The sequence below is a fragment of the Opitutia bacterium ISCC 52 genome (assembly GCA_014529675.2).
In the GTDB taxonomy this organism is placed as follows: Bacteria; Verrucomicrobiota; Verrucomicrobiia; order Opitutales; family UBA2995; genus UBA2995.
The window spans coordinates 2127246-2151584 of the sequence record CP076040.1; the positions used below are offsets into that span (position 1 = coordinate 2127246).

Below are 24339 nucleotides of genomic sequence, written 5' to 3' on the forward strand. Positions count from 1 at the left end.
TGAAGAGCAAGGCGCAGTTCACAAGCTTACGCAGGAGTGTAGATGACTACATGATCAAGTGGATTGTGGGCTGAAACGCAGCTCATCGCGCATGTCGGTTTTAGCGTTCGGAAGTGTATCGGTAGATGTTCACTTTTAATGAGGTTTTGAAAATAATTAGAGAGTTTTATACTAGCTCTTTTCTATTTATTTAATGCCTCCACTTGCGAAGGCGATTGAAACTTTTGAGATTAATTTTTTATAACCGGAAGGCTGGCCGCCGCTACGGCTTGTCCATGACGTTTGTCTTGTTCGTTAGGAGTTCTTAAATTTATTTTATCGGCAAATTCCGGGAACTCTTCCTGAAGGACCTGCTTTCCTTTCTCGATTATGATCTCGCCTCCCTCACCGGAAGTCACACGACCGAGAATGAGTAGGTTATGAAAATCATAAAGATCTGCATAGTGAGCGATGGAATAGCCAAAGTAAGTTCCGATCGTGTCGTAAACTTTTGGGGCTTCATCGCTCCCCCGATTCATTTCTTCCTGGAGGTATTCAAGTTGTTCAGGAAAACCCATGCCTTCCTCCACTTCAATTCCCGCATGAGGCAATAGGCGTGCCACTGTTTGTTGAGAAAAATACTGTGCCCCTACCCCAATGTCTTCAGACCATTCATCTCGATGACCGGTATCACTGTAATCAATAGGGGCAAACGCCAGTTCATTCAACCAGGGCTTGATGTGGCCATTCGGATCCACATAGCCAGCTGCCTGACTGGTGCCCATAGAAATTCCAAGCACACCATTATCGTTCATCGACATCGCTCCTGCAAGTGCCGTCACTTCGCCGTCGTTGACCACCTCAAATGGGATGCCATGCCAGCGTTCTTTCAACGTATAAAACATGCGGCGGATCTGCGTATCAAATTCATCTTGTGGAACGCCTCTAAAAATGGAGCCCACCCGAACCTCATTATTTACATAGACTCCAGCTGCGCTTCCCCCAATGGCATCGACGCGGGGAAGCTTTGATGCGGCTCGCTTCAGTGTATCCTGCACCCCCTCGATGTGATAATTAGGGTCTTTTTCAAAATAGGGATCCCATTTGATCTCTTCAGAGAACACCACTTCTCCATCGATCATAGCGGCACATTTCCTGTCGCTTCCTCCTAGATCAAACCCAATACGACACCCGTCCATGTTTCGCCCCAGAGTTACATCGGCCTCGTTTTCTTCCGGCAATTCGCCTGACGACACAAGAAGCATTTCGAAATCACGGCCATAAACTTTATCGCCCATGAAATAGTAATCGAACTCACGAGCGCCACCGGGTGCATAGATGCTTTTGAGAGATTCAAAGAGATCCACATTACCGCTTATGAAGATTTGGTATCCGCCTTTTTGCCACAGCAGAAATTTCAATATCCGCCCAATGTAATATACATTTAGCCCACGCGCTTCACCCTCATGGCGTAGAATGGAAGTGCTGAATCGGGATACGGTTCCATCTCTCCTTTTTAGTGCGATTGCGAACGGTTCGGATCCAGGTATTCGAGTACAGGCTTTTCTAAAGGCCTTATTCCACAGTGCGGCAGGCACAAATCCCGGATCCAGTACTGGAACTTGCTTCGGCGTAACTTTGAGTAATTCAGCAGTAGTCATAATGGCTAACGGTCAGTCATCGGGCAGACGATAACTAGTTATAGCACATCAGAATAAACATGATTTAGCCCAAATCTTCGAAAACTTAACAGAATCGATTAAGGGCAAAAAAATAGAGAGGAGCTAGCTTACAACAACCTAGATTTTGAAAAGAAGGAAACTAAGGAAACGAAGATATTGCAGAAGTGGAATTATTTGCCGCAAAACTGTCCTAGAATTACACACCAAGTTGTAGCCACAATCGTGAGACCGTGGACGAACTCGTCATGCAGGGTTCGACTCCGGTAAAGAAATTGGACTCGCATAAAATACCGTCATCTATGCTGTCACCAGCATGGCTTCATATACTTGGGAAATTGATAGAGGAAAGAACCTAGTTCGCAATCTCCCCCGTGTAGTAGCGCATACCAGTCGAAAAGCCTTTGGGAAACAGATCTTTCTTTTTCGCCCAAGGAATAGCCGGATCTAGAATGGTGCCAAATTGCTGATAGTCGTTGTATGGGACTGCCTCTTCTTTCCAGCGAGCCAACTCTGCTTGGTATTCTGTGCGGATAGATTCCAATGCTTTGGCTTGGGATGGATCATTAATGACATTCTTTAACTCATAAGGATCGTTCTTGAGGTCGAACAATTCTTCTCCTGGCTTAAACTCTTCACCATAGGGCCAATAAAGATACTTATGCGTTTCGGTGACGATGGTCATACAGGTAGTTCCCTGTGTACCCCATACATTGAAAAGCGGCAACGATTCTCGAACTGATTCCTCCTTGCCTTGGACGATTGGAAGGAGGCTTTTTCCGTCTATGTTGTCTGGGAATTCAACACCAGCTGCATCGAGTATGGTTGCCGCCATATCGACGTTGCCCGTGACTGATGACACTCGTCGTCCATTGCCTTTTGATTTCGAACGCGGATCGTAAATGATCAAGGGCACGCGGGCTCCTTCTTCATAAAGAAGCACTTTACTCCCCATGCCATGCGAACCGTTGAAGAAACCATTGTCGGACGTAAATATAATGAGGGTATTGTCTGCGACACCTTGGCGTTCCAATTCCTCAACAATCATACCGACCGCATAATCCACGCCATAAATCTGCTGGTGATATTTTCTTAATGATTTCTGATACTTCTCATCAGTATGATAATCCCAAACAGTGAAGCGGCCAAATTGTCTACCCATACGGCTCTGATGCGCCAAGTGCTCTCCAGCTTCTCGGCCATAGTTGGGAAGCTTTCTAAAAACGGTATCCTTGTAAACGTCGTCGAACATCGGATCGGGTTGAACGGGACGGTGTGGAGCCTTAAAGAAAATACTTAGACAGAATTTTTTTCCCGCCTTTACGGAATCCTCGATGAATTCCTGACCAGCAGCACCGTAGGCACGTGAACTGTGAGGGTATTTATCAGTAAATCGGGCGAGGTATTCGTTTTTGACCGTGTCGTAAGAGGTCTGCCCTAGGCCACCGACCCAAAAGTCAAAGTCTTCGTTGGGGATGTGGTCCCATTTATTATCTTTGCCGCCTTTGTTTGGATCGTCGACTACAGCAAAACCAAACTTCCCGCCAAATCCAGTCCGGTAACCTGCTTGCTGTAACAGTAGCGGATATGAACGACTCCATATGTCTTTCGTCATAGGCCCGTGCATGAAGTTAGTTCCAGACTTGTATTCATAGAGACCGGTCATCACATTCGCCCGGCTTGCCATGCATATAGCTGTGGTATCGTAATGTCGATCAAAGATAACACCCTGGCTACCTAAACGATCAATATTGTGGGTTTTTACATCCGGATTTCCGTAACTGGCCAAGGTATCGTAGGCTTGGTCATCGGTAAAAAAGAAGATGATGTTGGGAGTATCTGTAGAAGTTTCTGCCGTACAGGCAATCGTTAGAATTACATACAAGGATGCAATGAGGGTGAGCAATACACGGGTCATATTATTTTTCTTAGGTATAAAATAGTTACCCCAATTCACGAATCCCGGGGAACAATAAAGTCAACAACAACCAGCCGCCTGCAACACAGAGAGCAATAGCTGATACAAATATCATGATATCCCCAAATCTTCTGGTTCGAAAAGAACGACTTCCCACATCGAATCGGAACTTAATAGCCGCATAACCGAGCAGAGGGAGCATCAGGGTTTGCATCATGCCTGCGAGCATAATCCAAGCCTTGGGTTTGGGGATAAAATAAAACAAAACAAACGCGGTCAAAGGAAGTGCGACACAGAAAAATCGATGCAGTGAATAACGAGTGGTGCCGCTCTTTTTACCTCCACGTATTTGAAATACGGCATCAGCCCAGACATAGGCACTGCTGGCATTATTCACGAAAAAAGTTGAGTAAAGAACTACGACTGCGCCGATTAGAAAAATCCCTACTGCCCATTCTCCGAATACCGGCTCATACATGGCTGAAAGTGTGCGAATCATGTCCATCCCTTCCGGATGCAAGCCTGCACGTCCTAATACTGCTGCGCCCAATAAATAGAATGCCACTGTCGATATAGTATACACAGCCATCGAACACCAAGCATCCCATTTCATGACACGGATCCATCCATGGGCTCGGCTTTCCCAATACGCGTTGTCTTCTCTTTTTCCGACAAACTTTGCGTATCCTTTTTCCAAGCACCAGTAAGGGTAAAAAATTAACTCACCTGCCGCCATTCCTATGATGCCAAATGCCGCCAAGGCCGTGGCAAGCGGATAGAGTCCTTCTACTTTGGGTGGGAGTTGAAACTTTAAGCCCTGAACAAATTCTCCCCAACTTATGCCCCAAGTTGCAGTCCCCTGTAGCATGAAGAGATTCACCATCGACATGATCGTAAATCCAACGACAAAAATGGTTACGGCTTTTTCAATGAATTTATAACGTCCGAGGTAAAGGATGACTGCGGTGCCTATCGAAATGATCAGTGCCCAGATATAAACATCAGGACCTGGCTCGGGCATTACATCAGGAACAGCTATGGTATCAGAAAGTTCAATACCCTCCACATGCGCCATCTGAGATCGCACCTGAGCATCGGATGCTTCATTGTTAGCGCGTCCGACTTCCGTAATGGGCGCTGAAAGCGTTAAGGCCTGCCCTACTCCGCCAACGACTCCACCCATCTGGCCGATAGAACCTAAAAATACAAGCATCGCAAACCAGGCGATCCAATGGAGCCCCATGGGCTTCCAGCCTTTGAGTTGCCCCAAGCTGGCCAATGAGGTCTTTCCGGTCAGTACTGTGAACTTACCTATTTCAAGCTGAACATATACTTTTATGAAACAGCCAATGAGTATAACCCAGAGAAGAAAGAATCCTGCTTCTGCTCCCGCAACCGTTGTGGCTATCAATTCCCCTGAGCCGACCACCGAACCCGCGATAATCAGACCCGGTCCGAGTTCTTTTATAATTCCTCCCAGTGTTTTTGGGGCTTCGCGTACGGAGGATGAACTTGCTTCTATAGGAGACGATTCACTCATGGGGAACTACTAGTGATTGAGAATGAGACAGGGTGCGTGTTCCGCACCCTCTCTAAAGATTAATTGTAATGGAGATCTAGCCGTTTAGAGGCCAACCGTCGCGATACGTTTTCTTAAACGGTTTGTATGCTTTATTGTGACCTATGAGCTTACCTTTCTTACCATCGTATTTGAGCTTTTCCCCGGCAGAGAAAGCGGTGAGTCCCAGGAACATCATTTCCATCATCTTACCATTGTAGTCGAAGTTACAGGAAGTCTTCTTGTTGCCCTTGGCGGCATCAATCCACTCTTCCTGGAATCCTTTAGCGGGAGGCGCGACTTTCTTTTTAGGCCGTGGCTCATAATAAGTCATATCCGCAACCTTACCGTATGGAAGGATGGCTCTCGTAGTGAAATCGCATACCAAGGCTCCTTCGGATCCGATAAACATTCCACCATGACCAATTTTGCTAACGTCGATAAACTTGTTAGGCATCTTGGGTTTCATAGCACCTTGCCACCAGTTGACGCGAATCTCTCCACGCCATTTGTTTGCTGGTATCATGAACCAGGAGTGCATGTCCACGGGTACCGTTTCGTCACTAAAGGCTTCACCTTTGGCTTCAGCAGTCGTTGGCAAATCAGCATCCAGCGCATTCCAAACCAAATCCATGGTGTGTGCACCCATGTCACCAATCTGTCCGCAACCAAAATCCCAGTATCGATTCCAGCTCAGGCAATTTGAACCCGGGCGATCGTAGGAAGGGATCTGGGCAGCAAAATATCCATCGCTGTATCCATGATCAGGAGAGGGTCCAAGCCAGAGATCCCAATCCAGTTCCCTGGGTGGCTTTCCGCTTGGTTCTGGGTATCCAGGAGAACGAAGTTCGCGATTACCCCAGGCATGTACGTCTCTAACTTCACCAATGGCTCCATCTTTGATGAGCTCGCGGACGCGGGCAAAATTGGGGCCTGCGTGACGCTGCGTTCCTACTTGCGTTGCGAGCTTATCTTTCTTATCCAGGTATTTGAGGCGATTGTAGCGGGCTTCGTGCACACAATTGCCGAGTGGCTTCTCAAGATATACATGATAGTCACGATTCAAAGACCAGGAAGCGAGATGACCGTGCGTATGGTCGGGAGTACAAACTACCACCGCGTCAATGTCCGGCTGATCAAGCGCTACGCGCCAATCCTTATAGGTTTTGGCTTTGGGAAATTCTTTAACCGCCTTGGCCATCATGCGGTCGTCCACATCGCAGAGCGCGACTACATTCTGTGATTTCAACACATTGTAGTGGGCCTTGGCGCGCCCGTAGGCTCCTATCAGAGCGATATTGAGTTTGTTATTGGCGGAATTCTGTCCGAATAAAGTGCCGCTAGGCATAACCATTAAACCAGCGCCAACGGCAGCTGAAGATTTAACGAACGAACGTCGATCAATTGGGGTAGTCTTCATAATTCTAGTTGTTTTGTGCGAAGTGCTTAGAAGGTATTAATAATAACTAAGAGATAATAGTAGTTGTTTTGGCTTTTGCATGCGATTCCTAAAAAGCGATTTCTGCCGTTTTTCTAAATCGCTAATAGTGAATGCTATAGGAGCTAATTGCTTGGCTCAGTGGGACGCAAGATCTGGAAACGTCGATTTCAGGTCCAATGGGTCCTCCATTTTTTCCTGTTGGGCAAGGAGCTCTTGAAACATTTCCCGAATTCGCCCCCATTGTGCGGGGAGTCCAGCCAAGTCACGCATTTCCTCAGGATCTTCAGCAATATTGAACAAACGTACCGTCTTAACCGGTGGATAAACAATTAATTTGTAGTCCCCTACCCGAATGGCGCGTTGTAAGGTTGGCGTATAGGCAAAATAAACAGAGTCACCTAAATGGCTTTCCCTTTTCGCATCCCCAATGAGGGGCAACAAACTACTGAATTCGACGTACTCAGGTTTTTTGACCCCAGCCAGCTCGAGGGAAGTTGCCATCACATCCTGTAAGTGGATGAACTGATCACGGCTTTCCCCTTTCGGAATATCGGGGCCAACGACCAAAAACGGAACCTTCAGACTATGTTCATACATATTCTGTTTTCCAATCAATCCATGGTGTCCCACAGACAACCCGTGATCAGCAGTGAAGAAAATGTAAGTGTTATCTTTTTGGCCGGTTTCTTCGAGTTTCTGTAAAATACGGCCAATCTGCTCATCCATATGAGAGATGATGGCGAAGTACTCCTGGCGGTTTACACGCACTGAATATTCAGTCCTAGGATGTGGCGCCAAGTTTTCGTCCCGTTGCATAGCCCAACTTCCGTCCGCCTTTTGCGTTCCGTAAAGTCCGATGTCATGCTTATAGGGATAGGATGGCATGTAATTAACGGGCACCTTGACCTTCTCCTGCGGATACATGTCGACAAACTTTTTGGGGGCTTGGCGTGGATCATGCGGTGCATTGAATGCTAGAAACATGAAGAATGGTTTTTCACTTTCCGAGGCATCGTCCAGAAAGGTTTCCGCGTCATCGGCAAGAACTTCACTCCAGTGTTTTCCGCCTTTCCAGAAGCCTTCGAACGACTGGTCGTAGGGCGACCACTTGTCTAGCTGTCCCTCAATAGGACGAACATATCCTTCAGGCGTCTGATTGGGCATGCCAGGACGTTCGTGTATAGCGTGCTGATAAATTTCAGCAGAAGGTATCTTCACGTGCCATTTTCCAGACATGTAGGTCTCGTAGCCAGCGGCTTCCATGAGCTGCGGCCAGGTTTGTCCTTTTGCCTTGAGCTCATCTAGCTTTTTTCGGCTATCAACCTGGTGGGCACGCCAGATGAAACGGCCGGTCTGCATCATTGTGCGGGATGCAATACAAATGGCGCCGTTCCAGCCACCCATGTTGTAAGCGTTATAAAAACTAACTCCAGTATCAGCCAGCGTGTCCAGGTTTGGCGTGCTGACTTCATCATAGCCGTGCGCATTAATCGTTTCATAACTCTGGTCATCTGCAAAAATGAACAGGACATTAGGCTTTTTTGCCGTGAGAGTGCCACTTGTCGCAACTCCAAGAGTTAAAGAAAGTAGGATCAGGTAAGATCGAAGATATTTCTGAAGCATAGATGTAAGGTAGGACTTATCCGGCAGCATCCTAACGAAAATAACATAAATCAATAATAGAAAGTTCTGACTTTCTAATTGATTCAACAATGGGGCAGAGCGGCGGTGATTTATCTGCTTATGAAAAGATTATATCCAAAAGGTATAGGTAACTAATTGATTCCCTGATTAAAATCTTCCGCTTTCTAGACAACCATACACAGGGAAGCTGAAGCCTTTGTCGCTTGTAGCTGTCCAGGGTTAATCTATAATGAATTTTCGTTCTTATCGACCGAACGTAAACTCCTCGGTCGTTTAAATATTCACCTACTCTCTTAGTATTATGAAAAAGTTACTCCTACTGATACCCTTCCTGGTTTTTTCTTCATAGCTATCGACTGCCACCTTAACGGTCGATAACAACGCCGGTGCCGTCGCCCTGCTACCAACGCAGTTTAAAAGGATGTCCTACAAAATGTCACACCCACCACAGGGTCTTGATGTACCAAATCTAATCGGATTTTACTTTTCGAACGCTTAAGCTTTGCAATCTCCAGTTACCGGCTGTCTCTACACCATAGTGAGGAGAACCGTCCAAGCGAAGTTCTGTTCCAGCTTTCAGGAAACCAATGTCACTCAATACTCCGCTCTGGTCTCTGTCATCAATATCGGCATTCACGCAATAAATCGACAAAGGTGCATTCTCACCGACCTGATAAAAACCTCCGCTGGATTCAGTCGCGGAAACCAATGTCACCGAATCAACAATTACCTCTTGGTTGAATTTCAGCAGTATTGCTTCGCCTGATTCTACGAATGGGGAGCCTCCACCTGATACTCCCACCCCGATGTTTGTGCCTTCAAGTGAACCGCCATTGGATACTAGAGATAAGGTCAAGTCATCTATGGTTTCATTCGAGGAAAAATGTCCATCTCGCCAATCAAAGATGATGGGATCTTCGTTTGCGAATTCGGTGTATCGGTGTCCGCCTGCATTTCTATGATATAGCGCCAACTCAGATAAGTGATTGATCAAAGGCTTTAGCCTCGCTTCACTGATCAGGTTTTTGCGCTCCCATTGATCTTCTGCCAGGTTGTACAGCTCGTAAGGATTGGCCGTTCCAGACCGCAGAAGCTGGCCGTCGAAAAACAGCTTCCACTGCCCCTCGTAAACGCGACCATCTAACATCGGTGAATCTACACGAATGGCCGAGGCCGCAGGATCTTCTTTGGCCTCTTTGTGATCATTGAAAAATAAAGGGGGACGGTTCTTCAGTTCTTCTCCGCGAAACGCTGAAAGGACACTGAAGCTGTCTTCCGCGCCTTTATCCCCAACCCTAAGATTCGGCAGCTTCACGCCTAACACTTCAGCAAAGGTGGTGTAAAGGTCCTGCAAGGATATGGGTGAGACACTGGTGCCGATGGGAATATGGCCACCCGGCCAGCTGACAATAAAGGGAACTCGATGCCCACCTTCATAAGCGGACCCCTTGTGACTGCGAAAGGGACCCGATGCTATGTCGCTGTTCTTTTCAGCACCATTGTCACTCGTAAAAATCACAAGGGTCGTTTCGAACAACTTCTTCCCTGGATGTCGTGGGTCCTCGTTTTCATGCAACCAATCGATGAGACGACCAAGAGCTACATCGTTTTCGTAAATATAATTGTGGCGCATGTCCATGGGTTGCCCCGCCACAGTTCTGGCAGCTCCATCAACAAGAACACCACCGATGGATTCATCAGGTGTATAAGGTCCGTGATTGGAGTTTGAAGGATAATAAAGAAAAAATGGTTTTTCTTTCGTATCCGTATTTTTGATATGGTCATTCAGGAAATTAATTGCGTTATCAGAATGACGGCTCCCAAGTTTAGTTAAAATGTAGGCGTTAGGACCCGTTGCTTCAGTTTCTTTTCCGATACCGGTTGCCCCAATCACTGTCCTGCCATCAATGTGGCCTGGGCCACGAATATTCACCGTCTTTCCATCCTTAATGTCCGGACCGGATGACTTGTGTGAACGCGAAGTGTATCGTGCTACATCGAATCCATGATCCAGAGGAGAAGTGTGTAGTGGCTTAGTAAGATCTGCATCGTCCCAACCTGCTGCTGGACGCCCATCCGACTGACGATAGCGAAGCCCTACATGCCACTTGCCAAACATAGCTGTTTTATAACCGTTGTCTTTTAGCATGGAGGCAATGGTGGGTCGATCAGCCTCAATCATGGGGTCGCCTTGAGAGCCAAAGAGCACCCAGTGCTTTAAACGATTACGCCACGGATAGCGGCCTGTAAGTAAGCCATACCGGGTAGGCGTGCACCTCGAAGATGGAGTATGCGCATCCGTGAAGCGCATACCTAGTTCTGCCAATCGTTCCATCTGTGGGGTGTGCACCTGTACTTCGTCTGCATTTCCGGTAAAGTCCTGGTAAGCGCTTGTGTCTCCCATCCCCATGTCGTCTGCCATCATGAGGATGATGTTTGGTTTCGTTTGAGAGTAGGTGTTCAGGAACGAAACAAATAATAACAGCGCGATAAACTTATAATTCTTCATCATCCCTAATTTCCTATGGCGATTAATTCACGAATTGTATGAGCGAATACCTTTCCGTTTGAGAAAGAAAGACTAGCCCGCGTCCAGGATTTGCCCACGGGGCCTAAATCATTAACGGCCTCTATAGCACTTTCGTTGAGCACATTCACATCGTGTCTGATGACATACACCGTCCCGCTCATAACGGGAATGCACAGGTAGTCCCCCGCCACAGACATCGTTGGTGCAGCGATATGTCCCCAGCCATTTCCTTTGGAACGTGCATCATCAAATACAACATATCCCCTCGAATTGATCATATCGTTCTCTGCAAAGGCTTGGAGTCTCATTTCCGGCTCATCCTTAGATCTCGGCGCCACGTACCACTTGAATTGCTCTTCATCTCCAGGAACTCGTGAAAGCTGTAGAGGTAATTCCAAGTGCTCTACAGCGCCTGTATCCACGTTTACTGGACCTAGATAGGGCGAGGTATAACTGCGATAATAGTGATAATTTCCTACTAACAAGTTCGATCCCTGAGTGATCATCCTTCCTTTTTTGGATTCCAAGGTTACTCGAGTGGAGGTCCAAGCATCTCCACTACGTTTGCGCGTAGAAATATCATCAATAATTGAGACCTGTTTCTCAATTTGTCCGGATACGGCATTCAAGGTCAGGTGTGAAGCCTTGTGAAAGATATGAACCTTATCGTTTCGAATAAGATTCGTCTGTGTGCTCATGTAACCCTCAAGCGGTAGCGTACACATGGTAGTTCCAGTATTCAGGTTCACCAGTGACACGCCTTCTGGTCGTTCCGGCGGAGAGTGCCCTCCCCTGCGTCCAACCAAAGCAACGGAGCGACCGTCGCTAAGTCTTTGAGGAAGTATAGCACAGCCCATGTTCACCCCACAGCTGGTCGTCCACACTTCTTCCCCCGTTTCTATATTCAAAGCCTGTAATTTGGTCCACTTCTGAAAAGGCTCATCTTTATGGGTGTGTGGAAATTTTCCTTCCTCAGGAGGATAACTATGGGACGTATAGATGAGCTTCCCATCATGCAGAAATGGAATGGACAGCCCCACGGTCAATAAGTCACGCTTCCAGACGGTTTTATCTATAAGGTCAAAACACACAATCGTCCCCGAGGCATTGCTAAAGACGACCCGCTCACCATCGCACACCGCGGGTGGAGAGCTACTGTCACTAAAAGCTCCTGATATTCTTAATGGATACGGTCCTGGGATAGGTCGCTTCCACTGAACCTTTCCGGATTTTGCATCCACACACCAAGCGACAATATCGCTAGCTAGTTTCGTATCCTTTTGAACCTGCTTCACAGTAGAAAAGAACACCTTACCATTTGAAACAATGGGTGTGCTTTGTCCGGTTTCAGGGAGTGTTGCTTTCCATGCGATGTTTTGATCAAGCGCTACGCTCCATTCAGTTGGATGATTCTCTTCAATCTGAAAATCACCCGAAGGGCCACCTCCTTGAGGCCAGTCTTCAGCAGCAGAAATTACAGACACAAAAAGAGCAACGACAGATATAGATTTCATTCGAATGGGTAGTAGGAAGAAAATACTTCAAAGAGGAAAAAATCACTAAGAACTGACCTGCCAGCTGAGGCAAGCGATCATCTGAAATGAATTAACCACCACTATATGAGACTCCCTCTATGGTCCAATCAACTCTTGCAGATCTTATTTTCTACCAAGACAAGAATGGATGCGTCGTAGTATTAGCCCCTAATTATTCTCCCGCGCCCGCTTTGCCTTACGTATCTCGTAAACACTGAAGTGTTGTGCTTCATCCCAGTGAATGACTCCTGCTCGCTCAGCCCATTCGTCGTAGGCTTTTATGAGCTTCTTGGCGATGTCTGGATACTTATTAATCAGATCATTGGATTCACTGCGGTCAGCATCCAAATCAAAAAGCTCCCAGGGTTTGTCGTAATAGGATACCAGCTTCCATCGACCAAGCCGGGATATTCGATTTCCTTCGTGCTCAATACATATGGGCTCCTGATGAATGGGAATATTGCTGCCTTTTAGCGTTTCCACAAAACTAACACCTTCTCCTCTCGGAACTTTTTTTCCTTTGTAATGAGAAGGACGACTCGCGTCTGCAACATCCATGATCGTTTCAACAATATCAGGCAAGTAACCATACTGGCGAACAAAACGGTTTTTTGGTCCAGCACTTATCCCGTCTGGCCAATGCACGACCATGGGAGTCTGAACGCCTCCTTGATGAGTATAATGTTTGTATTCGCGAAACGGCGTATTCGACAGGGTGGCCCAGCCACGGCCGTATTTGTTGCCGCCTTTTCCGTATTGCCCCAAATCTTCAAACTTAAATTGACCAAGCGGTCCCGTCTCCGCTTCTCCTCCATTGTCTGATAAAAAGAAAATCAAGGTGTTCTCCAGGTCATTGGTGTCCTCCAGGTGCTTAATGAGTTTGCCGATATTTTGATCCACCCGATCCACCATGGCTGCGTAGGTAGACATGATCGCATCCATCTCGTTTTGCTTTTCGGGTGTTAACGTATCCCAAGCTGGTACCACATCAGGACGAGGAGCCAGTTTGGTGTTTTTGGGGACTAATCCCATTTCTTTCTGCTTTGCTAGTCGTTTGGCGCGCAGCACATCCCAGCCCTCCATAAATCGTCCTCGATATTTTTCATAATCCTCGGGCATGCATTGGAGAGGAAAGTGAGGCGCATTATAGGCCAGGTAGAGAAAGAACGGTTCACCTACTCGTTCATTCTGATGATCTGTAATGTAATCGATGGCTTCTTCCGAAATCGCATCCGTAATGTAGTAACGCTCAACATGAGCTCGAATAGGATTATTGCCGCGGTACAAATTTCTTGGATCAAAGAAGTCGGACGTTCCAGCCAGGTGCCCATAGAAGCGATCAAAGCCACGCTGAGTAGGCCAAGTTTCTGGTTGCCCGGAAGCCAAATGCCATTTTCCCGTTATATAAGTTCCGTATCCCGCTTCTTGCAGCATTTCTGGCAAGGTTGGAATATGTGAATAGAGATATCCTTGATACGCAGAAGGCACGTCGGCCATATCTTCCTCGGTCAAAGCCACATAACCTCTGGATACTCCCGGAGGAGCATCTTCGTTATTACTCATGGGTAAGGTCATATGACCTATGCCTACCTGATGTGGATGAAGCCCTGTCATCAAAGTAGCCCGGGTAGGACAACAACGAGCTGCATTGTAGAATTGATCAAAACGTAGTCCATCGGAGGCTAAGCGATCGATATTGGGTGTTTCAACCATGCCGCCGTAACACCCGATATTTGACCAACCCATATCGTCGACCAGGATGAGAATTACGTTGGGGCGCTCGGACTTCAAAGGTGAACAAATAAAGACGATCAGCAGAAGATGGATTAAGTATATTTTCATAAAAGATATCAGAACTTATAAATACATTCTCCATGGTCTCTCGACCATGGCTACACTAAACAAAAAGTAGCAATGGTGGTGACACCATTGGCCGACCATCACTCATCGTATCCCCTGAACTTTGGGCCGTTCTTTCGGCAATGGAACTTCCGTCATGGATTCATATTCATTAGCCATCACTCTGCCCGCTCTCACCGTATAACCGGCAGGAGGCTTGGAAATAGATTTCAAACTCACCTCATCAACTCGGCTCACCAGTTCATTCCGCATGTCTTTGATTTGGCTTCCGAATCTTGAATCATAAGCCAGGTTCACAAACTCATGAGGGTCATTCTCATGGTCATACAACTCTTCCAAGTGATTCCATTCGTAGTAAATATACCGATACCGAGCACCTCTCAGTGAATGTCCTGTCTTCTCCCCGGGAAATGTGAAACTGGTTAAAGCCCGGTGATCACGTTTCTTATTCGGATTCTCAAGTAGCGGCACTACGCTTACTCCATTGCAATGTTCAGGCGTGTCGAAGCCAGCCAAATCTACCAACGTCGGGTAAACATCCAGCAAGCTGACAGGTTCGCTGATCACGGTACCGGCTTTTCCAATACCAGGTGCTTTCACGAAAAAAGGAACGCGGGTTGACTCTTCCCAGAGAGTAAATTTTTCCAAATTTTCTTTTTCTCCAATATGCATGCCATGATCCGACCAAAGCACTACTATAGTTTCATCGGCTTTTCCTGATTCCTCAAGCGCATCCAATAGTCGCATGATTTGAGCATCCGCAAAACTGATGGACGCCAAGTAGGCCTGAATCACATGCTTCCATTGCTTATTCTCCAAGACAAACTTATGCCAGCCTCGTCGAATGTGGACCAAGGCATCTTCCAGATCATGCTCTGCTATCTCCAGCTCTGGAATATCCTCGAGTGGATACATGTCGAAATACTTTTGCGGCACCTCCCAAGGCATGTGGGGTCGAAAAATACCACAAGCGAGATAGAGTGGATGTTCCCGCGGACGATTTAATTCGTAGCGCACCCAATCAACCAACTGGTGGTCGATCATTTTTTTATCTTCCGCTTGAATCGGCCCCCATGTGAACCACTTATGCCGACCTCCTTCAAACTGCTCTGGATTGATAACATCCTCAGGGGCACTGATTTGATGGCCCATGGGAACAGAAATACTCGGATAATAAAAATCCCAACCATCCGGATCCGCTTGATTCGAGGTAAGCCACGGTGGAGCGAGTGAATGATAGATCTTTCCGCCCGCCAAAGTTTCATATCCACGGTTCTTAAAAAACTGCTCAACCGTTTCTATGTCTTTAAGAATCGGAATCTCCCGCCATTTAGGTCCGTCAAACCAGACGTTTTGCATAACACCGGATTTGGACGGTTGAACACCAGTCATATTGGCCAAACGCGAAGAGGCACACGCAGGTGATGCACAATGCGCATTGGCAAAAGTAACGCCTTCTGCAGCCAATCGATCCAACCCAGGTGTCTTGGCAATATCCAATCCTCCAAGTGGCCCAATCCAATCATTCATATCATCGACCGCGATGAATAAGATATTGGGTTGTTTGCTGAACAAAGGTGTCAGGAAAAGAAATGAGACCAGAACAAAGATTGTTAATTTCTTGGTCATATAAGCCTGGATTTAAATATGTTATCCTACAGGTGTCAGGGTTCAGTAACTTACTGACATCCGACACCTGAACACTGAAACCTTACTCAGAGAACGTCTCATCCGGTAGTCTAACCAGTTCCCCGCCCTTTAGCGCTGAGTCATGGGCGAGAATACCGGTGCAGGTCCAATTGGCCGATTGCTTGGCGTTGGGCCATGGGTCACGGCCTTGGATCAGTGCATCCACAAACTCATGAGCCAGATGAGGGTGGGAACCGCCGTGGCCGGCACCCTGAGTGAAAGACAAATGCTCCTCGTCTCCTTCATCACCGCCGTAAACACCGCCAAGCGTAAAGGGAGCCACTTCATCGGGTAGCAGATGACCAAAGTCAGGGCATTGCACCTTCTCAGGGATTTCAGGTTCCGGTTTCTTTGCCGTGTGAACGACCAGGGGTTCGCCTTCGATCAATGGCCATTCGACTGATTTATCAACGCCGTAGACATCGATGCTTTCGCGATACTGACGAGCAACATCAAATAGTGACCGGATGATGCGTGCCGTCAGGTCGCTGTCCCGCATTTTGATATGAGTGGTCTCAATTGCGAATGGAGAATTGTAGTGATGATGCATCTCTTCGCGGATAGTTCCTGATGGAAAACAGCTCACATATTCTGCATCCTTTTTCGGCAAACCAAGGACTGGACCGACGCAGTGTGTAGCATAGTACATCGGCGGTAGACCTGGCCAATAACCAGGCCATCCATCCATGTCCTGTTGATGGGATGCTTGGAGAAATTGCAATTTGCCTAGCTCACCATCCTCAAAAAGTTTTTTCATGTAGAGGAACTCGCGCGAGTAAACCACGGTTTCCATCATCATGTATTTTAAGCCAGTTTCATTGACCAAACGAATGATCTCCAAGCAGTCTTCTACCGAAGTTGCCATAGGCACGGTACAGGCCACATGCTTGCCGGCCTTTAGTGCGGCAATCGATTGTTCTGCATGATTTGGGATAGGTGAGTTTATGTGGACGGCATCCACCTCTGGGTCTTTAAGCAACTCATTATAATCGGTATAGCGTTTTTCCACTCCATACTTGTCGCCTACTTCATTGAGCGCAGATTCGGTGCGCTGGCAAATGGCATACATGTTCGCTTGAGCATGTTTTTGATAGATGGGAATGAACTCGGCGCCGAATCCGAGACCGACGATGGCTATATTGATTTTCTTATCACTCATATGGGTATACTATTTGATGGAATTATTAACCACTTCACGACTGAAATGAGAAGGCCTGACAATAGACGCACATGTACGCAAATGCCCAATCACGTATTTCATGAATCTGAGTTTATCTGAGTTCATCTGTGGTTAACTTTCGTTTCTAAGTTTTTATTTTAAAGTCAGCAAATACGCTAGCACATCTTCCAGTTCCTGCGGAGAAAGAAGTACTCCAAACGGAGGCATCGGGGATACTTCTACGGGAAATCCTTCTGCAATCGTTGCCTGTGGATCGACTAAACTCTCGCGTAAATAGTTGGCATCTTTTCTTCCAGCTATGCCATCTAACAGCGGGCCTACCACTCCACCCTCACCGTTGACCTGATGACAACGTATGCATGTAGCCATTTCGTGTTCGTGAAAAATCTGCCTTCCCTTAGCAGCATCACCTTGAAGTTCGGTATCTTCATTTCCTAGCACCTCAGATAAAGTGAAATCATCAAAAATCATTTTCCCATCGAAGGGTCTTCCGCCAGTGTAATTAATATTCACCGTCAAATTTTCATGATCACCAGAATTAAAGAAAACCTCTCTCTCCTCCCAGGCCATTTGCCAGCGTTGAGTACCACTTTTCGCTTCCGGGATTTCATCGATCCCAATATAGAATCCATTCCCTTCGCGTAAGGCTGGTGCGGCTGCCCAAGTAGCTAAACGGTAATTAGTATTAGCTTTTACTTCAGCAGTCGTACTCCAAGTAAAGGTAGCGCCCTTGTCTGCTACAATCGTGAACAGATTGCTTCCCGATTTAGGGTCATACCGATCTTTTTCTGCCCGTTTAAAATACAAGTTCGTATTTCCATAGTTATTCGATTCGGTCAGCGTCCAACCTTCGGGAATTCCATCAATTACGTTTTCAAATGAACCGTGTTGCAAATGATTGGGACCGAGAATGGAAGCTCCTAAATTCACTCCCTGGTTAGCCGCGGCGGCTTTCAATGCAACAGAGAGCCAGAGGTCTTCGCGATTTATAGTTTCCTGATAAAGCCGCTTAATCATGCCTTCCAGTGCCCCGTCTTTTGGCAGATGCGCCAAGGCAGTAAACGCAGTCCGCCTCACGCCGAGATCTTCGTCTGCAAGAATGGCCGTATCAATAAGCAGCGTTTTATCCTGTTCGCTATTCCCAAGAGCCGTAGCAGCCGCTTTTCGCAGGACTGGATCTTTGTGCAATAAAGCAGATTGATGAAGCGCCGCATCCAGTTCCCCAAGACCCTGTAAGGTCCAAAACGCATGTAAGCCAGGAAATCCACCAGCCATGAGAAGTTCCTTTAGGGATTCCTCAACCCCAGTTGCTTGTTGTTGAACCAATAGGCGTTGAGCGGTTAAGCGCCAAAACATATTGTCGTCTTTTAAAGCAGCAACCAATTGGTCAAAACTCGCTCCAGCCAGTGAATGAATAGAGGGTTCTTTTGCTCCTTCCCAAATCAATCGATAAATACGACCGTGCTGACGGTCACGATTGGGATTTACATGAGCATTACCAGTTCCGCGCTCAGCATCATAACCTCCTCGGACAGCAGAGGGTGTAGGATTGTGCTGAATGATAAAGTTATACCAGTCAGCCACCCATAAATTTCCATCCGGACCTACCTCGGCCATAATAGGTGAGAACCATTCATCAGCACTGGCGATAAGTGAGAAATTGTTTTTTGCCACATACCCGGATCCATCTGGAATGTTTTTATACATGCCAAGTAGATTGCCTGTGGGTCCGGCCAGAAAAGAAACCTTACTCCGCCAGGATTCAGGAAAATTACCAGACGTTGCGAAAGCGTAGCCCGAGCCCGCAGTGTAGCCTCCAAATACATCTACTTGCCGCACATTGGGAGTAATGGGATGGAAGGTCGGCGTATCGGCGATCATCTTGGCCGACATACCTGGATCAGCGGCATACCCGGTTTCTGGAAAACCTCCAAAGAATGCCGGATTGTTATTGGCAGTTGATCCGAACACCTCACCCGATTCCATGAACCCCATGCCCCAGGTGTTGTTGTTGAATTGATGCATAAAGGTTAGGTCCTTTCCTTCGGGTGTCATGGTATAAATCCCCATCCGAATATAGCCTTCACCCTCTGCCAGTGGTCCTCGATATCCAGCGTAGCCCACCGTGCCCCATATCTTGTTATCAAATCCATATCGCAAGTTTGAAGGCCCAGCATGGGTATCGCGTATCTCCCAACCGGTGTTGAGCACTTCCCGCACATCGGCTACGTCATCTCCATCGGTATCTTTTAGAAATAAGAAATCGGGTGCATGGGCAACGATCACTCCCCCATTAGCCAAGGTGATTGATGTAGGAATATTTAGTCCCGTCGCAAAAACTGTGACCTTGTCGCATTTCCCATCTCCATCTGTATCTTCCAATATTTTGATATTGTCGCGTCCTTGGCGGCTTGAAGTTATCTCATTTGGATAATCGATCGTCTCTGCTACCCACAGCCGCCCAAGTTCATCCCAAGCCATGCAAACCGGGTTAACGATATCTGGTTCACTGGCGAATAGCTCCAGGCGAAAGCCCACAGGCACTCGGGTGTAACTTATACTATCCTCACCAGACAAAGGTAGTTGATAAGGCAATGGCTCAGGTCGGTTTTCGTAGTTGGGAATGTTGTCACGCTTTTCATAGGAGAGCGGTGTGCGTCCATTGATAAAGCTCTGATAACTAGCAAGTCTCTCATCGCCTACGGACCAAAGAATTCCGGACTTGAGAAGTTCATGAAACTCGCTTCGTCCCCAGACACGTTCGTCATGTCCCGAGGCTGTGTAGAAGATCCTTCCATTGCCCTGGGTCCTGGTCCAAGTCCAGGGCTCGGGTTTAGTGATGTTATCATCTCGCCCGGCTACTTCACGAACTTGAAGAATGGTGCGATCCTTTTCGTTATGGTTTTTGTGAAAATAAGTTTCGTCCCAGGCTTCCAGTTCCGGAACGCCTGCTATGGCCGGGTGTTCTGGTTCAATCGTTGATACCTTAAATACGCCCTTTTTATGTCCCGCAAAACGGCCACCTACTAATTGGTCAAATCCAGGCTCATTCTGGAAACACCAGCTGGCACAATGTATGGGCAGGAATCCACCCCCAGAGTCAATAAACGCATTGAGGTTTTCCCACTGAAGCGGAGTGATCTCCTTGTGATTCGCATAAATTAGAAGCGAATCGAATCGGTTTAAAAAATCCCCATCTCCCAAGGCTTCTTCAACGGTTGTCACGTAATCGAAGTAAATGGCATTGGGTCCCAATGCTTGCTGAAGCATGGGATAGTATAAATCGGAGCGATGGTTTTCTTCCTCGTCACCAAGAAACAATACTCTAATTGGGCCTTCGTGCACATTCCTGGGCAATAATATTCCAGAAGCCTGTTTGCAGCCAGTGAATGAGAATAGAGCTGCCAGGATGAGTAAAATATAACGAGAATACAAACGTGGGGTTTTCAAGGTAGGCATTCTAGATGTAACAGAAAAATAAGTCTTGGAAGTCTTGGTCTATATTTATTAGATCTTGGCCGATCAATGACTGAAGGAAAATCATCGCTAGTAGAGAAAGACCAGTTTCTGGCCGAGATCGCACCAGACAGTCATTTTGATATCTTGTTTAACCATATTCCAGGAATTTCATTCTTTGCGAAGAACAATAAACTGGAACTAATCGCAGCAAATAAAAGATTTTGGGAGCGACTAGGAGTCGACTCCGAAGCTGATCTCATTGGGAAGAACGATTTTGAATTATTCCCACAACGCTTGGCCGAGAACTTTCGCAGAGACGATTTGGAGATCCTTAATACGGGAAAACCAAAACTGGATATCCTTGAACTGTTCTTCGACTCACAAGGGTTACCGGACTGGTTTCTGACAAATAAATTCCCCGTATTCAATCATGAGGGAGACATCATTGGCGTAATGGGAACCGTAAAGAGTTTGGTTCGTGGAGAGAACACCCTCTACCCTAATCTTCAATTTCATAAAGCGGTTGAATATCTTCGCTCACATTTCACTGAACAGATTCTGTTTTCTGATCTGGCAAAAATGGTGGGCATGTCGGTCCGTCAATTTAATCGACGGTTCAAAGAGGCGTTTAATACAACTCCGCAATCCTTTTTGATTAAGACTCGTATTCAGGCCGCTTGTGAAGAGCTTAGAAACACCGAACGCACCATATCAGATTTGGCACAGTCTTTAGGTTTCTACGACCAAAGTTCATTCACTCAGCATTTTCGCAAACACATAGGCGTCACACCCTTGGCTTACCGGAAGAAGAATATGCCCAGGGCATGAAAATAGTAGCAGAATAGCTTACTGCCAATGCTTACCTCAATCTCCAGGATCCCGAAGCAGGTCATGAATTCCTGGATACACCGGTCGATGCACTTCTCTCCTATCCCTGTTGCCTGGAATCACATCGGGAACCTGGTGTAGGACGGAAGCTAATTCCTCTTTGGCAGATTGCGCCTGCTTGTTATTGCTACCCGCCAAATCCTTTTCCTCAAAGAGATCTTTAGAGACATGAATAAGGCGTCCATCACGGTAGAGTTTGAAATCCTTGTTCCGAATATACTGTCCCGGCATCGGCCCCCAGTAGGGTTGATAATGATTCAATTGCCAATTTCGTTCGGCCGTCCTCTTTTCTCCTTTTAACAAGGGAAGGAAGCTAATGCCATCAATGGGGTCTCTTGGGCCCATTTCGGCACCAGCGGCTTCGGCCAAGGTCGGATAGAAATCAGTGAATTCGATCAGATCATTGGATATGCCTCCTTGGGGTGTATGACCTTTCCAATACGCAAAAAGGGGGACATGAGTTCCTCGGTCAGTGGTTCCGCCCTTACCTCCTTGAAGCTCTATGCCATTCCAGGTCGACGTTATCTTGGTGTCGGTGCCGTTGTCGCAGGTAAGCATAAAAATGGTATCTTCGGCGATGCCAAGATTATCGATCTGAGAAACAATCCTGCCTATCAGCTTATCCATGTAATTCACCATGGCTACAAAGTGTTTTTTTCGCAGATGCGGTTCCTTAGGCATTTTATTGGCCACATCCAACGGCGTGTCCCCAAGTGTATCAGGAGTCGGCACAAACACATCGTGAACAAGCACCATGGGGTAATAAACAAAGAATGGGTCTTCCTTATTTCTCTCCATGAAGTCGCAGATAAAATCAGTGAACATATCGGGGCCATATTTACCCCAGTTTTCCTCTCTGGAAATGTGCTCACCGTTGTGCTCTAAAGGCGCATTCCAATATCTCTCGCCACCTCCATTGGCCAATCCCTTTCCTTTAGTCACTTGCCAAAGAAGCGATTCGTGGAAGCCGGCTTTTATTGGGCGTTTCGTATCCATTGAATCAGGCGCATTGTGATACAGCCCATTAAGCTGCCATTTGCCGGCAATGGCGGTTCTGTAACCTGCATCTTGCAGCTTATGGCCGAAGGTCTTATCTTTCGGGTTCAAATAACCGAAGTGAGTGTAGTTTCGGAAATTATATTGGCCGGTCATCAACTTAACCCGAGACGGCGTACAAATGGGAGTAGAATAGGTTTGATCAAACTTCATCCCCTTAGAAGCCAAGGCATCAATATTAGGAGTCTTATAGTCTACAGCTCCGTAGGGACCAAAACACTCCCAGCTCGCATCATCGATCATGATCAAAACGATGTTGGGCTGGCGATCAGAAGCCCATAAGGATGCAGCAAACAAGAATGATAACAGGGTAAGGGTAATCTTCCTAAGGTAGTTCATAGTCTTTGTTTATGCAGAACCTTTCCATAGAATCCAGATCAATTGGAGGTAAAGGCCAAAACTGAGAATTAGTTGCAGTCGTCTATGACCACCCCTTTCATCGTTTTCTACCTTAAGATGAAAAAACGACTCTTTGCCCTTCTATTTACTGCCTTCTGCTCGATCGGAATCGGGGAAAAGCCAAACATCGTCTTTATCCTGGCCGATGATTTGGGATACGGAGATATCCGAGCCTATAATCCGGAAGGCAAAATCGATACGCCCCACTTGGACCAATTGGCGGCTGAAGGCATGCGATTTACCGATGCGCATTCCGGGGGTTCTACCTGTGTGCCATCCCGTTACGCGCTAATGACTGGGGTTTTCGCCGTTCGTGCTGAACTTAAAGTGAAGGAGCAGCCAACCACGCATAAAAGTCAGTGGACAATTGCTTCACTCCTGCAAGCGAACGGTTACCAAACGGCCATGGTGGGAAAATGGCACCAGGGATTTGACATGCCTCCACAAAAAGCGGGACCAGCGATCTTCGATCATTCCAATCCAATCACAGGTGGCCCGGCAGACCGTGGATTTGATAGCTTTTTCGGTATGCATGCCTCACTGGATATTCCACCTTATTTCTATATTAGAAATCGTAAAGCAACCGCCGAGCCTACGGAAACCATTCAAGCACGGACCAGTGAAGGCGATCCGGATGGTTGGAATCGTATTCAGGGTGCCTTCTGGCGAGAAGGACCTATTGGCTCTGATTTCGTTCACGAAGAGGTTACGCCACGATTTTTGCAAGAGTCACAAAAGGTCCTCCAGGCCTACTCCGCTAGTGGCTCATAAAAGCCCTTATTTCTTTACCTCGCCTTCCCCTCACCTCACACGCCTTGGTTGCCAACGAAAGAGTTCCAGGAGAAGAGTAAAGTCGGTATGTGGGGCGACTTTGTTATGCAAATAGACGCTACTGTGGGTAAGTTAATGCAGACACTGAATGACACCGGTTTGGCCAACGATACCCTGGTTATTTTTTCCAGTGATAACGGTCCTGTCTGGTATGAGGAAAACACCGAACATTTCAGACATTCCTCGACAGGTCCCTTGCGGGGTCGAAAAGGAACACTTTGGGAAGGCGCCCATCGAGTCCCTTTCATCATGCGTTGGCCAGGGACTATCCAATCAGGCTCAATTAACGATTACACCATTTCATTCGCCGATATGTTTGCTACCTTCACTGAATTGATCGGACTGGATGCGGTGCCTAAGAACGCTGCCCGAGACAGTGTGAGTTTTTTAGCCTCCATGCACGGAGAAGAACTACCCGTTCGTCCACCGATCATTCATGACACGAATTCCATTCGAACGGGTGACTGGAAGTTGATGCTTCCACGTAAAGGTAAACGAGGTTCGGAAGGTGAACTCTATAACTTGAAGAACAACATTAGTGAACAGAAGAACCATTATGCGAATCGTTCAAAGCAAGTAGACAGGATGTCGAAGCAACTTAGGACAATTCTGGATAAATAGAATTCTATGATTTAATCTATTCAGACAGCCGCTATTCTAAAAACCTGGAGCTTAACAGCGAGGAGGAGAATA

Annotated in this window: 15 protein-coding genes; 3 read left to right on the forward strand and 12 right to left on the reverse strand. The window is 46.9% G+C overall.

Features of this window, described 5'->3' with window-relative positions; genetic code table 11:
* Window positions 1–230: 230 nt before the first annotated feature.
* From GA003_09095 to GA003_09145, 11 genes are all read right to left on the reverse strand, one after another.
* Window positions 231–1640 (reverse strand): ROK family protein, encoded by a 1410-nt coding sequence (locus GA003_09095; protein QXD30089.1) that lies wholly within the window; start codon window positions 1638–1640, stop codon window positions 231–233.
* A gap of 373 nt (window positions 1641–2013) precedes the next feature.
* The gene (locus GA003_09100) at window positions 2014–3576 is read right to left on the reverse strand and encodes a sulfatase (GenBank protein ID QXD30090.1); all 1563 of its coding nucleotides are present in this window, start codon (window positions 3574–3576) and stop codon (window positions 2014–2016) included.
* 25 nt (window positions 3577–3601) lie between these two features.
* A complete protein-coding gene (locus GA003_09105) occupies window positions 3602–5023 on the reverse strand; it encodes a divalent metal cation transporter (protein QXD30390.1) in 1422 nt (473 codons plus the stop codon).
* Between the two features lie 169 nt (window positions 5024–5192).
* The gene (locus GA003_09110) at window positions 5193–6554 is read right to left on the reverse strand and encodes a Gfo/Idh/MocA family oxidoreductase (GenBank protein ID QXD30091.1); all 1362 of its coding nucleotides are present in this window, start codon (window positions 6552–6554) and stop codon (window positions 5193–5195) included.
* Between the two features lie 156 nt (window positions 6555–6710).
* Window positions 6711–8198: a sulfatase-like hydrolase/transferase gene (locus GA003_09115; protein QXD30092.1), complete on the reverse strand. Its 1488-nt coding sequence runs from the start codon at window positions 8196–8198 to the stop codon at window positions 6711–6713.
* A gap of 490 nt (window positions 8199–8688) precedes the next feature.
* On the reverse strand, window positions 8689–10731 hold the full coding sequence (locus tag GA003_09120; GenBank protein QXD30093.1) for an arylsulfatase: 2043 nt from the start codon (window positions 10729–10731) through the stop codon (window positions 8689–8691).
* Window positions 10732–10733: 2 nt separating this feature from the next.
* On the reverse strand, window positions 10734–12263 hold the full coding sequence (locus GA003_09125; GenBank protein QXD30094.1) for a PQQ-like beta-propeller repeat protein: 1530 nt from the start codon (window positions 12261–12263) through the stop codon (window positions 10734–10736).
* Window positions 12264–12452: 189 nt separating this feature from the next.
* A complete protein-coding gene (locus GA003_09130; protein ID QXD30095.1) occupies window positions 12453–14126 on the reverse strand; it encodes an arylsulfatase in 1674 nt (557 codons plus the stop codon).
* Window positions 14127–14228: 102 nt separating this feature from the next.
* Entirely contained in the window at window positions 14229–15773 is a 1545-nt protein-coding gene (locus tag GA003_09135) for a sulfatase (protein ID QXD30096.1), read from the reverse strand.
* Window positions 15774–15855: 82 nt separating this feature from the next.
* Window positions 15856–16992 (reverse strand): Gfo/Idh/MocA family oxidoreductase, encoded by a 1137-nt coding sequence (locus tag GA003_09140; GenBank protein ID QXD30097.1) that lies wholly within the window; start codon window positions 16990–16992, stop codon window positions 15856–15858.
* Between the two features lie 153 nt (window positions 16993–17145).
* Complete coding sequence (locus tag GA003_09145) at window positions 17146–20472, reverse strand: ThuA domain-containing protein (protein QXD30098.1); 3327 nt, start codon at window positions 20470–20472, stop codon at window positions 17146–17148.
* Window positions 20473–20580: 108 nt separating this feature from the next.
* Here GA003_09145 and GA003_09150 point away from each other — a divergent pair, with 108 nt between their 5' ends.
* On the forward strand, window positions 20581–21300 hold the full coding sequence (locus GA003_09150) for an AraC family transcriptional regulator (GenBank protein QXD30391.1): 720 nt from the start codon (window positions 20581–20583) through the stop codon (window positions 21298–21300).
* A 36-nt stretch (window positions 21301–21336) separates the two neighbouring features.
* Here the strand turns inward: GA003_09150 and GA003_09155 are convergent, their stop codons facing one another.
* Window positions 21337–22755, reverse strand: coding sequence for a sulfatase-like hydrolase/transferase (locus tag GA003_09155; GenBank protein QXD30099.1), 1419 nt, complete (start codon window positions 22753–22755; stop codon window positions 21337–21339).
* Between the two features lie 84 nt (window positions 22756–22839).
* On the opposite strand from GA003_09155, the gene GA003_09160 reads away from it, so the two are divergent.
* Window positions 22840–23586, forward strand: coding sequence for a sulfatase-like hydrolase/transferase (locus GA003_09160; GenBank protein ID QXD30100.1), 747 nt, complete (start codon window positions 22840–22842; stop codon window positions 23584–23586).
* A gap of 48 nt (window positions 23587–23634) precedes the next feature.
* Window positions 23635–24267 carry a sulfatase-like hydrolase/transferase gene (locus tag GA003_09165; protein ID QXD30392.1) on the forward strand — a complete coding sequence of 211 codons (633 nt, stop codon included), beginning with the start codon at window positions 23635–23637 and terminating at the stop codon, window positions 24265–24267.
* Window positions 24268–24339: the final 72 nt, after the last annotated feature.

Coding starts and splice junctions, on each gene's coding strand:
- GA003_09095 (QXD30089.1), bottom strand. CDS start 1,640: ATGACTACTGCTGAATTACTCAAAGTTACGCCGAAGCAAGTTCCAGTA.
- GA003_09100 (QXD30090.1), bottom strand. CDS start 3,576: ATGACCCGTGTATTGCTCACCCTCATTGCATCCTTGTATGTAATTCTA.
- GA003_09110 (QXD30091.1), bottom strand. CDS start 6,554: ATGAAGACTACCCCAATTGATCGACGTTCGTTCGTTAAATCTTCAGCT.
- GA003_09115 (QXD30092.1), bottom strand. CDS start 8,198: ATGCTTCAGAAATATCTTCGATCTTACCTGATCCTACTTTCTTTAACT.
- GA003_09120 (QXD30093.1), bottom strand. CDS start 10,731: ATGATGAAGAATTATAAGTTTATCGCGCTGTTATTATTTGTTTCGTTC.
- GA003_09125 (QXD30094.1), bottom strand. CDS start 12,263: ATGAAATCTATATCTGTCGTTGCTCTTTTTGTGTCTGTAATTTCTGCT.
- GA003_09130 (QXD30095.1), bottom strand. CDS start 14,126: ATGAAAATATACTTAATCCATCTTCTGCTGATCGTCTTTATTTGTTCA.
- GA003_09135 (QXD30096.1), bottom strand. CDS start 15,773: ATGACCAAGAAATTAACAATCTTTGTTCTGGTCTCATTTCTTTTCCTG.
- GA003_09140 (QXD30097.1), bottom strand. CDS start 16,992: ATGAGTGATAAGAAAATCAATATAGCCATCGTCGGTCTCGGATTCGGC.
- GA003_09145 (QXD30098.1), bottom strand. CDS start 20,472: ATGCCTACCTTGAAAACCCCACGTTTGTATTCTCGTTATATTTTACTC.
- GA003_09155 (QXD30099.1), bottom strand. CDS start 22,755: ATGAACTACCTTAGGAAGATTACCCTTACCCTGTTATCATTCTTGTTT.
- GA003_09160 (QXD30100.1), top strand. CDS start 22,840: ATGACCACCCCTTTCATCGTTTTCTACCTTAAGATGAAAAAACGACTC.